Origin of the sequence: Phormidesmis priestleyi ULC007 (assembly GCF_001895925.1) — a bacterium.
In the GTDB taxonomy this organism is placed as follows: Bacteria; Cyanobacteriota; Cyanobacteriia; order Leptolyngbyales; family Leptolyngbyaceae; genus Phormidesmis_A; species Phormidesmis_A priestleyi_A.
This window is the reverse complement of the sequence record NZ_MPPI01000007.1, coordinates 116,260-133,240: the sequence shown is the minus strand read 5'-3', so window position 1 is coordinate 133,240 and position 16,981 is coordinate 116,260. Positions and strand designations below refer to the sequence as shown.

Sequence of the window (16,981 nt, the reverse complement as noted above, 5' to 3'; positions counted from 1 at the left end):
TTACAATTCTATATCAATTTTTCAGCAATCCGGCTGACTGATTCGAGATTTTGAGGGTTGTAGGTTTGGTTTAAACGCTCGATCGCAATTTATATTCCTAAATTAAAAGGTATCGGTTTAGTTATGGCACAGCGTTATGTTCGAGTCCAAAGCCTTGATGGGAAGATTCACTACGGGCTGCTGCAAATCGATCGCAAAGTTCAGGTTTTAGATGCGCCTCCCTGGTTAAAAGGGCAATTGACAACGCTTGAACTCGATGCCGATCAATGTCAAATTTTGGCTCCTTGTGCGCCTTCAAAAATCGTGGCGGTGGGCAAAAACTATGCGAACCATGCTGCCGAAATGGGAACGCCCGTTCCACAAGAGCCGCTGTTGTTTCTCAAACCGCCCACGACGGTGATTGCATCTGGGGCAGAGATCTTCTACCCGACTCAATCGGCGCGAGTGGATTATGAAGGCGAATTAGCACTGGTGATTGGAGAGCGCTGCACTCACTGCACCCCCGAAGCAGCTCATAGCAAAATTTGGGGCTATACGATCGCCAATGATGTGACGGCGAGAGACTTACAAAAAAAAGACGGACAGTGGACGCGAGCAAAGGGCTTTGATACGTTTTGTCCTTTGGGTCCGTGGGTGGTGAGAGAAATCAGTGCAGGGGCGCGGCTACAGACGTTTATCAATGACAGTGTTCAGCCTGCTCAATCTGCTGCAATTAGCGAAATGGTGTTTGCACCCGATGTGTTGGTGTCTTATATCAGTCAGGTGATGACGCTGCTGCCCGGAGATGTGGTGTTAACCGGAACGCCTGAAGGAGTCGGCGCGATCGAGGTCGGCGATCGCGTCCGAGTCGAAATCGAAGGAATCGGGTTTTTGGAGAACGCTGTCACCACTCGCGCCGCATTGCCGCAAGTCTCGTGACCTAGCGGACTTGCATATACACCGCGTCAGAGATTGTGGGAATTTCAGCATAGCGACCCAAGGCAGATTGGACGATCGAGTAACCCACTGCCACAATCATGCCCAAGAAAATTGCGTTGAACAAAGTCTGAGTTAAGAAACCCATTCCAAGCAGACTTGCAAACACATATTGCCAGAGAATGCTAATCAAGCTCAACACAATCCCAAACAGAATGGCTTGCATCACGTTGAAGCGGATGAAGTGAGGAATGTTTTCGTTTCTAACCACCAGCAAAAAGAGGGCAAAGAATACGACAAATGCCGTGATTCCACCCAGGCTAAAATAAACCGCTAACAAAGGCGACAGGGGAAGCGCAATGATCGCTAAAAGCGGAGTCAGAAAAGAGTTGGTGATGGCTAAAGGAGCGCTCACCAGGACAATCAGGTCTAGCAAAGGAAGGAGATAGGCGAGGCAGGCGAAGATACGATCGGATACAGTTGTAGACCCACGCAAAGACATGGTGCGTTCTCCCGGTTAAAGTAGTTAGTTTCTCAGGTCTTTAGCCAAGAATAACGCAAATTCTCTAACATCCTGAACCCTCTAGAGTCAGCAAAGCAAATCGCGCTTGCAAATTCGGGAAGCCCCCTAAATCCCCCAAAAATGGGGGACTTTGAATCGGAAGTTTTGGCTTGAAGTCCCCCAAAATGGGGGATTTAGGGGGCAGAAGCCACTGACAACGAAGCGAAAAAACTCGTTGAACAGACGTTAGATCACGAACGGTTAGGAGCGATACGGAACTTTGCCATCTACCTTCTTATGCTTGGACTGTTGCCCAGATTGTTTGTTGTCTATGTTCTAACTCAAAGTAGATAGGCATCAAAACGTCTGTCAAGAGACGAGAGCATTTTAGAGATATGAAACGGCTAATTCAATATTTTTGTGCAATCAAATTAGATAAAGCTGTTCTCTGGTGCTATCTCATTTGGTATTTAGTAACGGTTTATTTTTATTTTGATTCTTCACCTACACTGTGGCTGAATGCGATCGGCATCAGTGCTGTAATCGGCACAGGGCTGTTGTTAAGTGTCTCTTCTGGTAAACCTGGCAACAGAGATAAATGGCAAACATTCAGACTATATCTCATGCCATTTTGTGTCTCAAGTTTCTCTGCTTTAATCAAAGGGCAAGGCTTTATAGTATTTGTATCACCAAAAACAAAAGAGACACTTGTATCAATAGCGTGCTGTGTTCTATTTTTGTCATTTGTTTTAGCTCTTAAAATGACTAAGGAACGTGGATTTATTAAGGTGTAACTTCTCGCCATCTCCCTAAGGAGCTACGGTGTACACCAATCTTTGTCGCTGCGTTTGGGTCGCTTCAGCCCCCTAAATCCCTCATTCTGGGGGACTTTGAGCTAAGACTCTGGTTTCAAAGTCCCTCACTCGTGGGGGATTTAGGGGGCAAAAGTCTCGGCGATGACAAATCAGAGGACTTTTACAGGTTATTTAATCCACGATCCTAAGAATAACCTGAGTTCGATGAAGCTTTTCGCTGCGGTTGCAAATCCGGGCTGCCCCCTAAATCCCCCATTCTGGGGGACTTTGAGCTAAAACTCTGGTTTTAAAGTCCCCCAAAATTGGGGGATTTAGGGGGCAGAAGTGCTGAATAACGCAGTGAGAGAACTCATCGAACTGACGTTAAGAATAGAATCGCTTGGTATGTGCAGTCACCTGCGAAGGACGCACGACCCAAATAGGTTCGCCCTGTATCAAATCTTTTACTTAGTCGATGTCAACGACTCGAAACCCCATCTGACACTCAAACTGATCGGGCTGCTGCTCAGTCAGCTTACGAATGGCATGCCCACAGCGAAGCTCTCCGTGGCTCCAGCGAGGTTGACCACTTTGATCTGCCATCAAACACGTTTTGCAAACTTTTTGAGGAGAGAGGATGCGATCGCCTGCAAAAATGACTAACATTTCACACCTCCAGTAGACTTCACGACGTAGCAATAGGTAGAAAGCTTATAGCAACCTTCAGATGGTTCTAACTCGATTCTAGAGCAGCTTTTAATGAGATACCGATAACTGTTATACAGCTTGACTAAGAACAGCTTGAGTCAAAGCCTCTCAACCTCAACGAGCCGTGTTCACACACTTGGCGAAACAATTGCTTAAAGCCACTTGTTCACTTTCAGTCGCTTGAATGAACAAGCTAAATTGTTCGATCAATTCAGGGTTACGCCATCCTTTAGCGGTTTCCTCATTCATCACTTTTAATGCCTCACCGGGTGAAAACGCTCTCTTATAGGGGCGTTCACTCGTTAGAGCATCGTAAATGTCAATCACTTGAAAGACCTGAGCTATATAAGGAATTTCATTCTTCGTCAAACCATCAGGATAGCCCGACCCATCCCAGCGCTCGTGGTGATGACGGATAATCGGCACCACACCGCGCATGGTTCGCAAGGGAAGACAGATTTGCTCACCAATCAAGACGTGCCGCTGCATAATCTGCCACTCATCGGCGGTTAACTTACCCCGTTTTAGCAGCACCGCATCGGGGATGCCAACCTTGCCAATGTCATGAAGATAGCCACCCCACATCAAATCACGAATCATTGGGCGAGATAGCCCTAAATATTCACCAAAGGCTTTGCCGCGCGCGACTAGACGTTCGCAGTGATCTCCGGTGTCGGGATCGCGGCTCTCAACCGTGCGAGCGATCGAGAACAACACCTTCTCAGCGTGATCTAGGTCTTCATTTAATCGCTTTTGACGAACCAGCGATTTGATTCTGGCAGACAGCTCTAACTGATCAAACGGCTTGGTCAAAAAATCGTCTCCCCCTGCCTCAATGCCTCGCAGACGAGCGCGGCGATCGTCGAGCGCAGTGATAAACACAACCGGAGTGAGTCGAGTGTGCTCATCGTTTTTGAGGCGGCGACACACTTCGTAGCCGTCCATTCCGGGCATCATCACGTCGAGCAAAATCAGGTCAGGATTGGTTTCAAAAACTTGTGCGAGTGCCGCCGCCCCGCTTTCTGCCTCGATCACGTCATAGCCCTCGATCGACAAGAGAGCTACGGCAGTCATGCGGCTGGGTGGATGGTCGTCTACGACAAGAATTCTGGGTCTCTCTAGATCCAAATCATTCACGGCGGGAAAACTCTACGAAAGTGAATAATGAAAGTTTCAATAGAGCCAAGACATTCGCAGAAACCTTAGAAGTCCATTTCGTACTTAAACTAAGCTAAACCGCTCCAGCGACCTGTTCCTAGTATGAGGGAATGTCTTCATGAAGCAATCAGGCTTTTTACGGGGATCAAGAAACACTTAGGCGTACGGGTGCTAGTACTTAGAGATTGCTACAGCCCCCATCTTGAAAGAGGTTTAGCGGTTGGCTTTGACTTCTGCAATTTCTGTGCGTTGAGATTGAGCGATGAATTGTCTAGTTGAAGTTACGGATATTCTCTTAAACTAGATTCTTTTTGTTAAGTCATTGTGCGAATGATGGAGATTTTGTGAGGAAGAAGCTGAATCAGCTCTCTTGAGTTTGCTACTCAACTCCTTCATTAACTGGAAAGCGATCGATCAGTTGAATCGCTCGATTGGCATTGGTCTGAAGCAGCCTTGAGATATGAGGAATATGCGGAATCTGAGAGAGAAAATCTAAGGTTCGCCGCAAGATTCGCACCACATCGCCTTCGTCTAGACTAGTGTTTTCACAGAGTTCTGTCCACTCCGTACCGAGTGCCCATTGTTCGATCAACCCGATTAGTTCTCCTTCTAACCAAACGGGTAGCGTCACTTGGTGTCGTCGCTGCACCTGAAAGAGTTGCCGACGAATGTTTCGCAGCCCGCCCAGAGCCTCTTCAACCTCGTTTGAGACTTCATAGCGAGTCCAGCTATCGGGGCGCGAGACTTCGGTAACGAGGGCTGCACACGCGGCTGCTAAGTGGTGGGGGTCGAGAGGGTCAAATTCGCCTGACATGATGGCTAACCCTAGCCAGAGTTCGTTATCTCCCCGAATTGCCGCCGTGCCTTGACCTAGCGGTGTGGGAATCAGTCCTTCAAGACAGCCAAAGGTTTGCAGAATCTCGATCAAATTGGTGAATTCTTCCCAGTGGCGCTGGGCTTGTTGCTCTAGTTTGCCTTGGCGATCGCGCACTTCTGCTTTCAGGGTTTCAATGCGTTTCTGACGTTTGAGCAGATAGCTACGATCGCCCCACTGACTGACGGGATGGGTCGCAATTTGGGCTTCAACGGCTGCCGTGCGCTGGAATTGGGCATAGACTTCAGGGTGATCATCGGTGAGTCCGGGAGCGTTGGGGATGCGGTTCGCGATCACCGCAGTCAGGTCGTTGCCACTACGAGACTGACCTGGTTTTGGTGGCATCTCAGAAGGAGGCACCAAGTCATCGACTTCACAAATTCGCGGAATGTCGCCCCGTAAATTTACGACATCAGAAACCGTGCTGATATACCAGCGATTGTTTTGACCCAAACATACTAGATAAGGAAACTGTCCAGCGCCCTGAATCTTCATCACCAAGACGGCAGGGAGCGGACTTGCTAACCGAACGTGGTCGCCTTTGAGGGTTAAGAGGGTTCCGGCGACGGCAAACGAGAGGGCGATCGCCAGTTCTCCTGAGTGCATTTCGTCTGCCTGACTTTGCAGCGTCTTTAATAATCGGCGCTCTTCTTTGAGGCGTGCCTGTAATTTCTCGTATTGCGCCATCAGCTTCCAGTCTACGGAGGCAACTTGCGCTTCTAGCTGACTGAGTTCGGCTTCGCAGCGATCGATTTCTTGCTGTTGAGGACGCAGATATAAGGTTGACAAATATTGCCCAAAGCTGCGCTCGACTAACTCTTGGGCTTCTTCTATAGTGTGAGTTTGCAGAAGGTTCAAAACCATGCCATAGCTAGGCGTGAACTGACTCACCAGGGGATCAGGCTCTGAGGTGGCGAGATAAGCCGCTTCTTTTGCGCCCTCAAATGGAGTCTGAACCGTCACTACATAACCTTCTTTGTCCATGCCCCGCCGACCTGCCCGACCTGCCATCTGTAAAAACTCGGAGGGATTGAGGAGCCGATGCCCTAAATCAGTGCGTTTAGAGAGGCTAGAAATCACCGTGGTTCTGGCAGGCATATTGATCCCCGCGGCAAGCGTTTCAGTCGCAAACACCACTTTGATCAAGCCCTGCTGAAACAATTCTTCCACCAAACCTTTCCAAGCGGGTAGAATTCCGGCGTGGTGAGCGGCAATGCCTCGATAGAGCGGTTCGACCTGTCCTACTCGTCCCGCGTCGGGATTGCGATCGAGAAACTTATCGATCGCGCCTTTAAGTTGAGCAGCTTCGGCTGCATTCACCAGCGACAGCGCTCCCAAATTGGTCACCGCCTGATCGCAGCCCTTGCGACTAAAGATAAAGTAGATCGCAGGCAGCATATCTTTTTCGCGCAGCTTGCTGAGGGTAAAGGCGATCGGAGGAGCTTCGGGTCTGGGTGCCCCGCGCTGATTGGCTCCTTTCGGACGATGCTGACTGCGCTTGATTTTGAGCCGAGGATTAATCTGAGTTTGATGCTCGTCAAGCAGCGGAAACAAGCCTTTGGGACTGCAAAACGAGAAGTGAAGTGGAACGGGGCGATAGTTAGAGTAAATTAACTCTGTGGGGCCGTGAACTTGAGCGATCCAATCGGTTAGCTGGTCGCTGTTTGCCACCGTTGCAGAGAGGGCGAGCAGTTGGATCTCAGCGGGGCAATAAATGATCGACTCTTCCCAGACGGTGCCGCGCTGACGATCGTTCATGTAGTGACATTCATCAAGCACAACCGCTTCTACGCCCGTGAGCGAGGTGCCGACTTCTCCGATCGGCGTGCCATAAAGCATATTGCGAAAGATTTCGGTCGTCATCACCAAAATGGGAGCTTCTCGGTTGACTGACACATCTCCGGTTAAAAGACCGACGCGATCGGCTCCAAATTGATTGCGAAAATCGCGCAGCTTTTGATTAGACAGCGCTTTAAGCGGCGTAGTGTAAAGCACTCTGCCCCCGCCCGCCAAAGCGCGATGAATGGCGTATTCTCCGATCAGGGTTTTCCCTGAGCCAGTCGGCGCACAAACCACCACCGACTTGTCTGCCTCTAAAGCCGCGATCGCCTGTAGCTGAAAGTCATCTAGCTCAAACGGAAACAGCATTTTCAGGTCAAGCCGAGAAGAGGGAGGGGAATTGTTCACCAAGAGTTCCAAGTTTTTAAGTAATACTACTTTAGATCTTAAACTTCATCTGCAAATTGAGGGGATGAAGCTAGGAGATGACTCTATTTATATTGCTGTTTATGGCGATCGCAAAATCCAGAAAAAAATAGAGTAAATTGTTCTATGCTTTTGATCGGCTTCTACCCTGACTTGAGGGTTGGCGATGTTCGAGCTTAGTAGACTGATTCGATGGGTAGTGGTTAGAGGTTTACCGTGGAAATTGCGATGGTCGAAAGTCTCTGGGCACAGGTTCTAGAGCGGTTACAGGTTCAGCTAAGTCGCCCCACGTTTGAGACTTGGATCAAGACTGCGGTTCCCGAACAGCTAGAAGATGGCTGTCTGGTGATTCGCACGCCCAACCCCTTTGCCAAGAATTGGATTCAGAAATACTACATCAAGACGATCACCGAAGTCGTTGAGCAGGTGGTCGGGCAGCCGATCGAGATTCACATTACGATCGCGCAGGGTGACGATGGGGCAATGCTCGGTGATGCCGATATGTATTATCCGTTGCCGATCGAGGTGAATATCCCCGAAATTCCCACGGGGCAACGCGCGCAAAATTCTGACCTCAACCAAAAATATGTGTTTTCTCGTTTGGTGGTCGGCCCTAACAATCGCATGGCGCACGCTGCTTCGCTTGCCGTTGCAGAGTCACCTGGACGGGAGTTTAATCCGCTCTTTCTCTGCGGCGGTGTTGGGTTGGGAAAGACCCACTTAATGCAGGCGATCGGACACTACCGTCTAGAGATCTGTGCCAATTCTAAAGTGTTCTACGTTTCGACCGAGCAGTTTACCAACGATTTGATCTCAGCGATTCGCAAAGATAGTATGCAGAGCTTTCGAGAGCTTTATCGAGCCGTCGATGTGCTGCTAGTCGATGATATTCAGTTCATCGAAGGCAAAGAATATACCCAGGAAGAGTTTTTTCACACGTTCAACACTCTGCACGAAGCGGGAAAACAGGTGGTGATCGCGTCCGATCGACCACCCAATCAAATTCCGCGTTTGCAAGAGCGGCTCTGTTCTCGCTTCTCGATGGGCTTGATTGCAGACATTCAGCCACCCGATTTAGAGACGCGGATGGCGATTTTGCAAAAGAAAGCTGAATATGAAAATATGCGCTTGCCGCGAGCGGTGATTGAATATATTGCCTCTAGCTACACCTCAAACATTCGAGAGTTAGAAGGGGCACTGATTCGAGCGGTGGCGTATATTTCAATTTCGGGTCTGTCGATGACCGTTGAAAACATTGCGCCTGTGTTGAATCCGCCCGTAGAGAAAGTCGAAGCCTCTGCGGAAGCCGTGATTACAGCCGTTGCCGATGCGTTTAATGTGCCGATCGAAGACTTGAAGGGCAATTCTCGTCGTCGAGAAATTAGCGTCGCTAGACAAATCGGCATGTATCTGATGCGCCACCACACCGAACTTAGTTTGCCAAAAATCGGCGAAGAGTTCGGCGGCAAAGACCATACAACGGTGATGTATAGCTGCGACAAAATTGCTCAACTAAAAACAAACGATCCCAGCATGGCGCAAACATTAAAGCAACTGGGCGATCGAATTAATTTAGCAAGTCAAACCCGCAAATAGGGTCGGATAGTACAGGGGGTCTTAAACAAATCCCATCGATCGAGTCAACTCCGATTCATTTTCCTCATCTAAGAGAATGAATCCTGACTCGCCTGTGGAAAAACTCCTCTTTTCTGTGGAAAACTTTGTGGGAAACCTGTCGAAAACTCCTTACCGATAGTGGAAAACTTAAAAACCTTCTCTACCAATAGTGGTTTGAGTGAATCTTTTCCACAAGTTTTCCACAGACGATCGCCACTTCAAAATCTTTCCTGACCGTGATCCTGATGCTTTCTCCACAGTTTCCACAGTTTCTCTGACCGCATTTTAATTGAGTTACTTTAGCCCTCAAACCCCTTGCAAATGCTGGTTTTAACGCCTAGTGGCACGTTGTAAACAGGGGTGCTAATATGCTCAAACAAGATTCGCCTACAGAGCAACTCCACAATTTAATTCACGATCCTCAAAGATTCCCTTCACCTTTTTTAGCCCTCAACTGCCATGAAACTGGTTTGCGCCCAAAACAATCTCAATTCTCACCTTTCATTAGTCAGTCGTGCGGTTTCGTCGCGTCCCACTCATCCAGTCTTGGCAAATGTGCTGCTGAATGCCGATGCCAAAACGCAACGCGTTAGCCTCAGTGCGTTTGATCTGAGCCTTGGCATTCAGACCAGTTTTCCGGCTCAGGTGGAGGAGAGCGGCTCTCTGACCCTCCCGGCTAAACTGCTGAGTGATATTGTCTCTCGCCTGCCCGATGGAGACATCACGCTTGATAGCGGCACCGAAGCCGATGCAGGTCTGCTGACAACGCTCACCTGCGCCTCAGGACGTTATCAAATGCGCGGCATGGGGGCTGAAGAGTTTCCAGAGTTGCCTGTAATTGAAGACGGTGAACTGGCGACTTTATCCGCAGAAGCCTTGATTGATGGCTTGCGGGGTTCGCTGTTTGCCGCAAGTGCAGATGAGACAAAGCAAGTGCTGACGGGCGTTCACCTGAGCTTGCAGCCTGATGGACTGGAGTTTGCCGCAACTGACGGACACCGCTTATCAGTGGTGCAGACGATCGAAGAAGAAGCCTCTCCCGATCGCTCTAAAAGTGAGACAGCGCTGAATGTCACGATTCCGGCAAAAGCTTTGCAGGAGTTGATCAAAATGCTGGGGCAAGGGGGCAGCTCGGTTGCGGTGCAGTTCGACCAGGGGCAAGCCATCTTTGAGTGGACGGATCAACGTCTGACTAGCCGCTTGCTAGAGGGGCAATATCCCAATTATCGGCAACTGATTCCCAAACAGTTTTCGCATCAGATGACGGTCGATCGTCGCTTGCTCTTGGGTGCCTTAGAGCGGATCTCAGTCCTGGCTGACCAGAAAAACAACATTGTCAAGATGAGTTTAAATGACTCAACTCAAGAACTAACGCTCTCTGTGGATGCTCAAGATGTGGGCAGCGGTCGCGAAACAATGCCTGCCCAAATTTCGGGCGACAGTTTAGAGGTGGCGTTTAACGTCAAATATTTAGTGGATGGACTGAAAGCGATCGCCACCACTGAAGTGCAAATGCAGCTAAACACGGCAACAAGTCCAGCAATCTTGTCTCCTTTGGGCAGCATCAAGATGACCTATCTGGTGATGCCTGTCCAGGTTCGTAACTAAACCTTGTAGATGTTCGACTGTTGATGGAAGCAGAACTTTTCCGTGACAGAGCGCTGATGCTGGCAATTCACTTCGGAAAAGTTCTGCTTTCACGCTAAAGCTGTTGCAATGTTTCTACACATGTGACAGCCATAGCTCCAGGTCTGTCACACTAGAAAAATCGAGCAAGGCTTCTCCGAGCAGTTCGAGTTGTGCGATCGGCAACACTTCGACCTGTGTCTTCAAAGACTCTGGCACTTCCCCTACCCGGCGTATCAACTGTCGAAGAATCAGCGATCGCTCTCCTTGCTCAATTCCTTGCTCAATTCCTTGCTCAATTCCTTGCTGCATCCAACTCGTCGTGATTTCCATAACGCGCTCCTGCTCCAATGCTTCTAATTTACCAATCTCTTCGGCAAACAACTGCTCCTCAGACTCATTCAGTCGGAGATAAGTATCCACAAATCCTGAAATCAGGCGCGTTCGGGCAGAATCTAGCTGTAACGTTGCCAGTATCCGCAAACATTCTGCTTTAACTTTTGGGCGGTCTTCCGGTGCAATTTGCATCTTTGCCATGAGGGCGGCTGCAACTGGACTGCGCTGATTGAGAAAGTCTCGCCAGTCTAACCGATTTAGTTGAATTGCAGCAAAATTGAACTCTAGAACCTTCAAACCCGGAAATTCAATTGAGTGTGTTTGCGGTTCGGCTCTGAGCGGTTCATTAAATGAGAAGACGACGATCGGATAGATCTTCTGCACATACTTTTGGTATAGGCGTGAAAAGTAGAAAAACATCCGCCGAGCAAAGTCTGATTGTGTGTAAGACTGAGCCTCAACATGAACGAGGAACCCAACATCCTCACCGGACTGCTTCACCTCAACCAGTAGATCAATGATTTTGTCCTCGCCAGATGTCAGATCCCCGAAGTACTCCTGCGGCAAAAACCGAATCGAGTCTCGGTCAAGGGTGTTGGCAATTTCTGGCAGGAACAGATCCAGGAACTCAACAAAAAATGTGGCGAGTAGTTCTTTGAAAAGGCGATCGTGATCAACCATGAAATTACTGCGAGAAATATAAAAGGGGCATAGATCGTCATGCCCCTACGGAAATTCGGGTTGAATCAGGCAGAGATGGATTCTTGCTCTTGCGCCGATCGTGATTCTTCGCCCGATGTCTTGAACTTAAACTGAGCTGGATTGGTGTGCGTTTTTTCCAAGAATCCTTGCCGCATCCCACGAGTCAGTGTGCCTGCCACACTCTTAATCGCCCTTGCCATCTCTGCTCCTTCAAACTCACCATAGACTTCACGAATGATGTCATTGGTTGAGAACGATCGTTCTGGGTCGGTTGCCGTCACGTTGATCATTGCCTGAAGCGGTTCCATACCCCTAAATGCTCGTTTGGGGTTTTGGGCATCAAACGATTGAGCCTCAGACTGTTTTGCCGTTCCCTTTGATCTGGCTCTGGGTTTGGCTTTGACCTTTGATCCCTTCTTGGGTTTCTCTGTCGCAGCAGCAGGTTCGTCTTCATCGGGTTCAACTTCAGAGACTTCAGCAGTATTGTGGGCTTGATGGTTCCCCTGAGCCGCTCCAGCCAAAGCTTTGAACATAGGAGGATGATCTTGAACCTTCTCCAACAATCCTTTTTTCACCCCCAGAACTAAGGTGATCTTCACGCTTCTTTTTGCTTTGGGTAATTCCGCTTCGTCAAAATCGTCGTAGACGGCATCAATCACGGTTTCTGCATCAAACGCTTGTTCAGGAGACTGTTGAATGACTTGCACCATTGCGTCGATCGGAGAGAGTCCTTCAAACTCAGGTCTAAGCACTTTTCCATCAAAAAGTTTTGCTTTTTGTTGTCCTCGCTTGCCTTTAGATTTAGTGACCGCCTGATCGGTGGAGGCTTTTGGCTGCACCACGGCTTCCGACTCTGGAAAATAGTTGGCGTGACCGTTGCTCATTGGCTCGTCTCCTAAGAGCGAGTTCAATTGTTGCAGGGCGAAATCGATCGCGGCAGTGGCTTGCTGAACTGCGGTTTGAATAATCGCCTCGCGATCGTTGCTTAGGCGCGATCGCTCTTGTTCTAACTGTTGTCTTGCTTCATCACTCAAAATTGAATATGACATTGCTTCTTTTTGCCTCAACATATACTTACCTGTTCCGATTGTATTGCGAACAATCAAACTTGAAAGATTAAATTCTTGAACAGAGTACTACTTACCTCAAACAATCTGGTGAGTCATGAGTTGGGCAAAGAGTCTAAGAGTGTTGACGAGTCGAGCAAATGTTCCTTGTTGAGTCACCTTCCTCGACTCTATGATCAGGAACAGGATTGTTGAGAATGCAATTTAACCTTGACAGACCCCAAATCGTGAAATTGTTAAATTGGTTACTGTTCTACCCCAAAGGATAGAGTGAGCGGCTGCGTGGTTTCGTTCGATCGACAGATTATAGCGTTTGTCTTTAGGTATAGACTGAGTGAAGTTCACGACACTCGTAAACTCAAACCCATTATTACTGCTAGAAATCTATGCCTGACATTGTTGACACTGCCATGAGTGCGGGAACCTTTACCACTCTGGTCGCAGCCATCACAGCGGCTGGTCTTGACACTGCCCTTAAGAGTCCTGGGCCGTTCACTGTTTTTGCACCCTCTGATGATGCGTTTTCTAAATTGCCATCGGGAACGGTTGAATCGTTGTTAGAAGATCTGCCCACGCTGAGAAAGATATTAGAATATCACGTTGTTTCTGGAAAAGTGCTGGCGGCAGATGTCGTCAAACTAACCAAGGCAACCACCACAGAAGGAGAGGATGTTGAGATTAACGCTTCTAGTGGCAGCGTCAAGATTAATGGTGCAACGGTCACAATTCCAGATGTCGAAGCTGAGAATGGAGTGATTCATGTAATCGACACCGTTTTATTGCCTGGATCAATCAGTCTTTGACGGTAATTGCAATTGCTACTGAGTAGCTAAGTTTAGAGCGTGATCATATACGCTCTATTTTCTTTTTTGCATATTTTTTCACAGATCAATGCTGCCTATTCACTAACCTTCACCCATATGAGTACTCATTGCAGCCATCTCGACTAGATTCAAGCCGTGACACCGAGCGCAACCGGATGCGAGGAATGTCTCGCAATGGGCGACACCTGGGTTTATCTACGCGAGTGCCTAAGTTGCGGACACGTCGGTTGCTGGGATTCTTCTAAAAACAAACACGCCACAAAGCACTTTCACGCCACCACTCATCCGATCGTGCAGCCGATCGAGCCAGGAGAAGACTGGAAGTGGTGCTATATCGATCAAACCTTTCTCTAATGGAAAATTTACTTAGAAAATCCAATGAGTTGTCAGGCGATCGACCTTAGCGATCGTGAAGATGCTCTCAGCGACTGGCTCGAAGACTATGGCGTAGAAGATGCTTGGAAACTAGCAGAACCCTTAGCCGAAGCGGGCATTGAGGTCGAAACATTAGACCGTTTAACCGCGCCTTGGCACAATGATGCGACCGAAATGCACAATTTGGGGTTACGTTGGCTCTCGCTGTCTTTTGAGGTTATGAGCATGATTTCGAGCGGACTGCGGGGCGCAAAACGCATGTCTGAATTAACGTGAGTTCGACAAACGCGGTTCGCTCCGATGATGAATTCGGGAAGCCCCCTAAATCCCCCAAAATTGGGGGACTTTGAACCGGAGATTTTGGCTTGAAGTCCCCCAATTTTGGGGGATTTAGGGGGCAGAAGCCGCTGAGAACGAAGCGAAAAAACTCGTCGAACTGACGTTGAATTAGTGCAGTCTATGAAATCTTATTCGCATCTCGACCAGGGTGTGCAACAACTGATCGACGTGCAGGAAGGCATTGAAGACACGCTGCAATTATTTGGCTATAAAAGTATGGACAAACTTAATTGATAACGCGATCGAGTCAAACTGCATCGGTGATAGCGCTGCGGTTGAGTCAGGCTGTTTAGGATCAGTCGGCTTGCCTCGACTCATCAGTCGATTAATCACTTTGATGTTTGAGTCAAATAGGATTTTGTTCACGTCTTTGAGAATTTGAAGTGCCTCCTTAGAATGCAGACTCCAACCCACCAACCCTTCGATGCTGCCGACACTATTGCGATTGGTAACTTTAGCGGCGGCACCAAAAAATCTGACTTTTTTGGGCAAGATACCTTCCGCCGCTAACGCATCGATCACATCATAGTAAGCACTTCTTTCAGCGATCGTCACATACTCTTCAGGGTTGTTGTTTTGAGTATTAAAGATTGCCGCCTTTACAAAGGTGCTAGTCGTGCTGGACAGTTTTCCGATGTCTGCTCCCCACCGATTCATATCGTTGGCAAACCAATCCTTTTCGGTGCCGTTTGGTTGAAATAGAGCCAGCGGTTTTCTAGAAAGGTGGGCTGTCGATGTTTTTGATGGCAAAACCGGAACCAAGGGTTGATTAATGATCCAGTTTGGTGAGGTCGATGTGATCACTTGTTGAGCAATGCGATCGGCTTCTTGTTCAAATGAGTCACCAGGGTCACTAATCGAAACGCCGTCTGCGGTTGGGGCACCTGCGACGGCTCCGTTAGCTTGCTGCATGGTATGCACGACTTCATGAGCGATCAACTGCTGACCCTCAGACGATCGGGGGTTATAGCTGCCAGCACTAAAGAAGATATCTTGACCTGTCGTAAACGCGATCGCATTTACAGAGCGAGACAGGCGATCGGCTTCGCGGTTGGTATGAATCTGCACACTCGACAGATCGGCTCCTAAACTTTGTTCCAAGTGTTGCTGAATGCCTGTTTCTAACGTGTCTCCTCCACCCGCTGCCTGGATGCGCTGCCCGATCGAGCCATTGGCGCTCTCAGTCGCGTCGTTTGCGGTGCGCTGGATGGTGCGCTGATTCGGAACTGACGCTGGCTGCGGCACCCTGATCGCTTTGGGTGAAGAGGCGCGAAATTCTGCGATCGACGGCAACAGTTGCCCGACATCAACGTGCAATCCCAGCATCAAATTGTTGCCCTGAGTATTGATCTCCAGATTTAGCCAGTTTAGCTTGGGCACTGGCAAAACTTTTCCATCGAGTAGACCGAGAGAGAGCCGTCGAGCTTCGGGGTCTGACACAATGCCCGCAAGCGCCCCGGCTCCTATGACTGTAAATGCGCTAACCACCCCAACTTTTTCGCCTCGGTTGAGGTGTCGCCAGTCTGACTCGGCACGATCGCTGACACGAGTTTTCAGAGTCGTCAGCGTGGGGTCAAGCTCAACCACAACCGCTTTGAGGAGATCACCAGCAGTTGCCGATCGCGGTGTCGCTGGCTGCTCGGAAGGAACCGCAGCAGACTTTTCCTCCGTACCAAGGCGTTTGGGAATGAAAGTCGGTAAAGTTTCTAGATCAAGCTGCGTCAGTTGAAACTTGAGAATGGCTGGATCTAAGATCTGTTGAGTGTCTTGCTTGATGCTCGATGGCAGATCTAGGTCGAGATGATAATTTAAACCCAGGCTATATCGTGAAGCTGGATCAGGCGGTTGCAGTAGTGACGGGGGCGTAAGCTGAAAATTAGGAACCGGAGGCAAACTGTTATCTCGCTGCACGGTCTGAGAAGTGCCAGATCGCTGCAAAAATAACGGCATTCCTAGCGGTTGCCCCGCGATCGTTTTCTAACGCATCAAGTTGATTGTCAGCCGAGATCATCTGCTGATTTTGTTGAACGGATTCGGGCTGTTGAGCGATCGTGGGTTCCATGACGGTTCTGGTTTTTGATTAAAGGATACTAGCTCGATCGCCGATTAATTCTGCGGGTAGTTGTCGTCCTAGTTTGCGATATTCACTAGCGACTCCTTGCCCCACATCTGCAAAAGTGATTGGACGAGATTGACTCTGAGCGATCACGGCTGCTGCCAACACTGCATTGCGAATATTGCCGCCACTGAGATCAACGGAAGCGGCAAGCTGATTTAATTGCGGTTGCGTTAAGTGATGACGATCGCCTAAATGAGATTGCCACAGCGATCGCACTAGAAGATCGGCAATCGCGCTACGATATTGATTTTTTGGTAAGATAATGTTCATCAAGGGCGCGGCGCAGCACCATTTTAATGACGGCTTGACGGCTAATGTTGAGCTCGCTAGCCATTTGGTCAAGTTCGCCGAGCATGGGATTCGGAATATCTAAATTGGTTGTCACGACATCTTGCTGTCTTCGTGAAGTCATCGGATGAGGTGTGCCGATGCGTGTCGTTGTGGGGTCAAAATAGCGATCGACAACTTCTTCGCCTGCCTCAATTCTCTGTTCAAGCTCATCAGTAGAGATATTGCTCATAGATCTCTCGCTCTCTTCTTGTACTTTTCCAGTAGGTAATTAACCAGATATATTCCCCTTCATCATCATAACGGATCTCGTAAATCACGGATAAAAGCGTGTTTTCTAGATATCCAACTGCAATAAATTGCTCTGGATCATCTCGTTTAATCTGTTCTACATATTCACCAGCCAAAACCATGGAAACTTCTTCGAGAGAATATCCCCGATTTCGCTGAAGAAGTTGACTTTTGTGGTTATCCCAGTCAAATCGCATTTTTGCTCAATGATCGCTCATCTTTCTGCCCGAAACCCAATCTG

Annotated in this window: 18 protein-coding genes; 6 read left to right on the top strand and 12 right to left on the bottom strand. The window is 48.7% G+C overall.

Translation table 11 applies throughout. The annotated features are described in order from the left end of the window. Positions 1–123 precede the first annotated feature (123 nt). Positions 124–918, top strand: a complete 795-nt coding sequence (locus tag BRW63_RS08460; protein ID WP_073070454.1) for a fumarylacetoacetate hydrolase family protein — start codon at positions 124–126, stop codon at positions 916–918. A gap of 1 nt (position 919) precedes the next feature. Here the strand turns inward: BRW63_RS08460 and BRW63_RS08455 are convergent, their stop codons facing one another. From BRW63_RS08455 to BRW63_RS08435, 5 genes are all read right to left on the bottom strand, one after another. Further along, positions 920–1,417, bottom strand: a complete 498-nt coding sequence (locus BRW63_RS08455; RefSeq protein WP_073070453.1) for a Tic20 family protein — start codon at positions 1,415–1,417, stop codon at positions 920–922. Positions 1,418–1,904: 487 nt separating this feature from the next. Next, positions 1,905–2,222 carry a hypothetical protein gene (locus BRW63_RS28215; RefSeq protein ID WP_181314388.1) on the bottom strand — a complete coding sequence of 106 codons (318 nt, stop codon included), beginning with the start codon at positions 2,220–2,222 and terminating at the stop codon, positions 1,905–1,907. Positions 2,223–2,679: 457 nt separating this feature from the next. Next, positions 2,680–2,877, bottom strand: coding sequence for a hypothetical protein (locus tag BRW63_RS08445; RefSeq protein ID WP_073070451.1), 198 nt, complete (start codon positions 2,875–2,877; stop codon positions 2,680–2,682). Positions 2,878–3,033: 156 nt separating this feature from the next. After that, a complete protein-coding gene (locus tag BRW63_RS08440; RefSeq protein ID WP_073070450.1) occupies positions 3,034–4,056 on the bottom strand; it encodes a response regulator in 1,023 nt (340 codons plus the stop codon). A 400-nt stretch (positions 4,057–4,456) separates the two neighbouring features. Further along, the gene (locus tag BRW63_RS08435) at positions 4,457–7,138 is read right to left on the bottom strand and encodes a DEAD/DEAH box helicase (RefSeq protein WP_317615805.1); all 2,682 of its coding nucleotides are present in this window, start codon (positions 7,136–7,138) and stop codon (positions 4,457–4,459) included. 246 nt (positions 7,139–7,384) lie between these two features. Between BRW63_RS08435 and dnaA the strand changes: the two genes are divergently transcribed. After that, positions 7,385–8,752, top strand: a complete 1,368-nt coding sequence (dnaA, locus tag BRW63_RS08430) for a chromosomal replication initiator protein DnaA (RefSeq protein WP_244913202.1) — start codon at positions 7,385–7,387, stop codon at positions 8,750–8,752. Positions 8,753–9,232: 480 nt separating this feature from the next. After that, positions 9,233–10,381, top strand: coding sequence for a DNA polymerase III subunit beta (gene dnaN / locus BRW63_RS08425; RefSeq protein WP_073070447.1), 1,149 nt, complete (start codon positions 9,233–9,235; stop codon positions 10,379–10,381). A 114-nt stretch (positions 10,382–10,495) separates the two neighbouring features. On the opposite strand, the gene BRW63_RS08420 is transcribed toward dnaN, so the two are convergent. Together BRW63_RS08420 and BRW63_RS08415 are read right to left on the bottom strand one after the other, a co-directional pair. Continuing rightward, complete coding sequence (locus BRW63_RS08420) at positions 10,496–11,416, bottom strand: DUF4351 domain-containing protein (RefSeq protein WP_073070446.1); 921 nt, start codon at positions 11,414–11,416, stop codon at positions 10,496–10,498. Between the two features lie 65 nt (positions 11,417–11,481). Continuing rightward, the gene (locus BRW63_RS08415; RefSeq protein WP_106254003.1) at positions 11,482–12,486 is read right to left on the bottom strand and encodes a hypothetical protein; all 1,005 of its coding nucleotides are present in this window, start codon (positions 12,484–12,486) and stop codon (positions 11,482–11,484) included. A 404-nt stretch (positions 12,487–12,890) separates the two neighbouring features. Between BRW63_RS08415 and BRW63_RS08410 the strand changes: the two genes are divergently transcribed. From BRW63_RS08410 to BRW63_RS08400, 3 genes are all read left to right on the top strand, one after another. Continuing rightward, positions 12,891–13,307 carry a fasciclin domain-containing protein gene (locus BRW63_RS08410; RefSeq protein ID WP_073070444.1) on the top strand — a complete coding sequence of 139 codons (417 nt, stop codon included), beginning with the start codon at positions 12,891–12,893 and terminating at the stop codon, positions 13,305–13,307. Between the two features lie 156 nt (positions 13,308–13,463). After that, the gene (locus BRW63_RS08405) at positions 13,464–13,682 is read left to right on the top strand and encodes a UBP-type zinc finger domain-containing protein (protein ID WP_223257326.1); all 219 of its coding nucleotides are present in this window, start codon (positions 13,464–13,466) and stop codon (positions 13,680–13,682) included. A gap of 24 nt (positions 13,683–13,706) precedes the next feature. Continuing rightward, the gene (locus BRW63_RS08400) at positions 13,707–13,979 is read left to right on the top strand and encodes a hypothetical protein (RefSeq protein WP_073070443.1); all 273 of its coding nucleotides are present in this window, start codon (positions 13,707–13,709) and stop codon (positions 13,977–13,979) included. A 261-nt stretch (positions 13,980–14,240) separates the two neighbouring features. Here the strand turns inward: BRW63_RS08400 and BRW63_RS29495 are convergent, their stop codons facing one another. From BRW63_RS29495 to BRW63_RS08380, 5 genes are read right to left on the bottom strand one after another with little or no spacing between them, the layout of a single operon-like run. Then, positions 14,241–15,992 (bottom strand): eCIS core domain-containing protein, encoded by a 1,752-nt coding sequence (locus BRW63_RS29495; protein WP_083582777.1) that lies wholly within the window; start codon positions 15,990–15,992, stop codon positions 14,241–14,243. Continuing rightward, positions 15,940–16,104, bottom strand: coding sequence for a hypothetical protein (locus tag BRW63_RS28210; protein ID WP_181314389.1), 165 nt, complete (start codon positions 16,102–16,104; stop codon positions 15,940–15,942). Before BRW63_RS28210 ends, BRW63_RS29495 begins: the two co-directional genes overlap by 53 nt. Positions 16,105–16,122: 18 nt before the next feature. Continuing rightward, positions 16,123–16,431, bottom strand: a complete 309-nt coding sequence (locus BRW63_RS08390) for a hypothetical protein (RefSeq protein WP_073070441.1) — start codon at positions 16,429–16,431, stop codon at positions 16,123–16,125. Next, complete coding sequence (gene brnA, locus BRW63_RS08385) at positions 16,397–16,681, bottom strand: type II toxin-antitoxin system BrnA family antitoxin (RefSeq protein WP_073070440.1); 285 nt, start codon at positions 16,679–16,681, stop codon at positions 16,397–16,399. The genes BRW63_RS08390 and brnA overlap by 35 nt, the downstream gene beginning before the upstream one ends. Then, positions 16,662–16,937 (bottom strand): BrnT family toxin, encoded by a 276-nt coding sequence (locus tag BRW63_RS08380; protein ID WP_073070439.1) that lies wholly within the window; start codon positions 16,935–16,937, stop codon positions 16,662–16,664. The genes brnA and BRW63_RS08380 overlap by 20 nt, the downstream gene beginning before the upstream one ends. Positions 16,938–16,981: the final 44 nt, after the last annotated feature.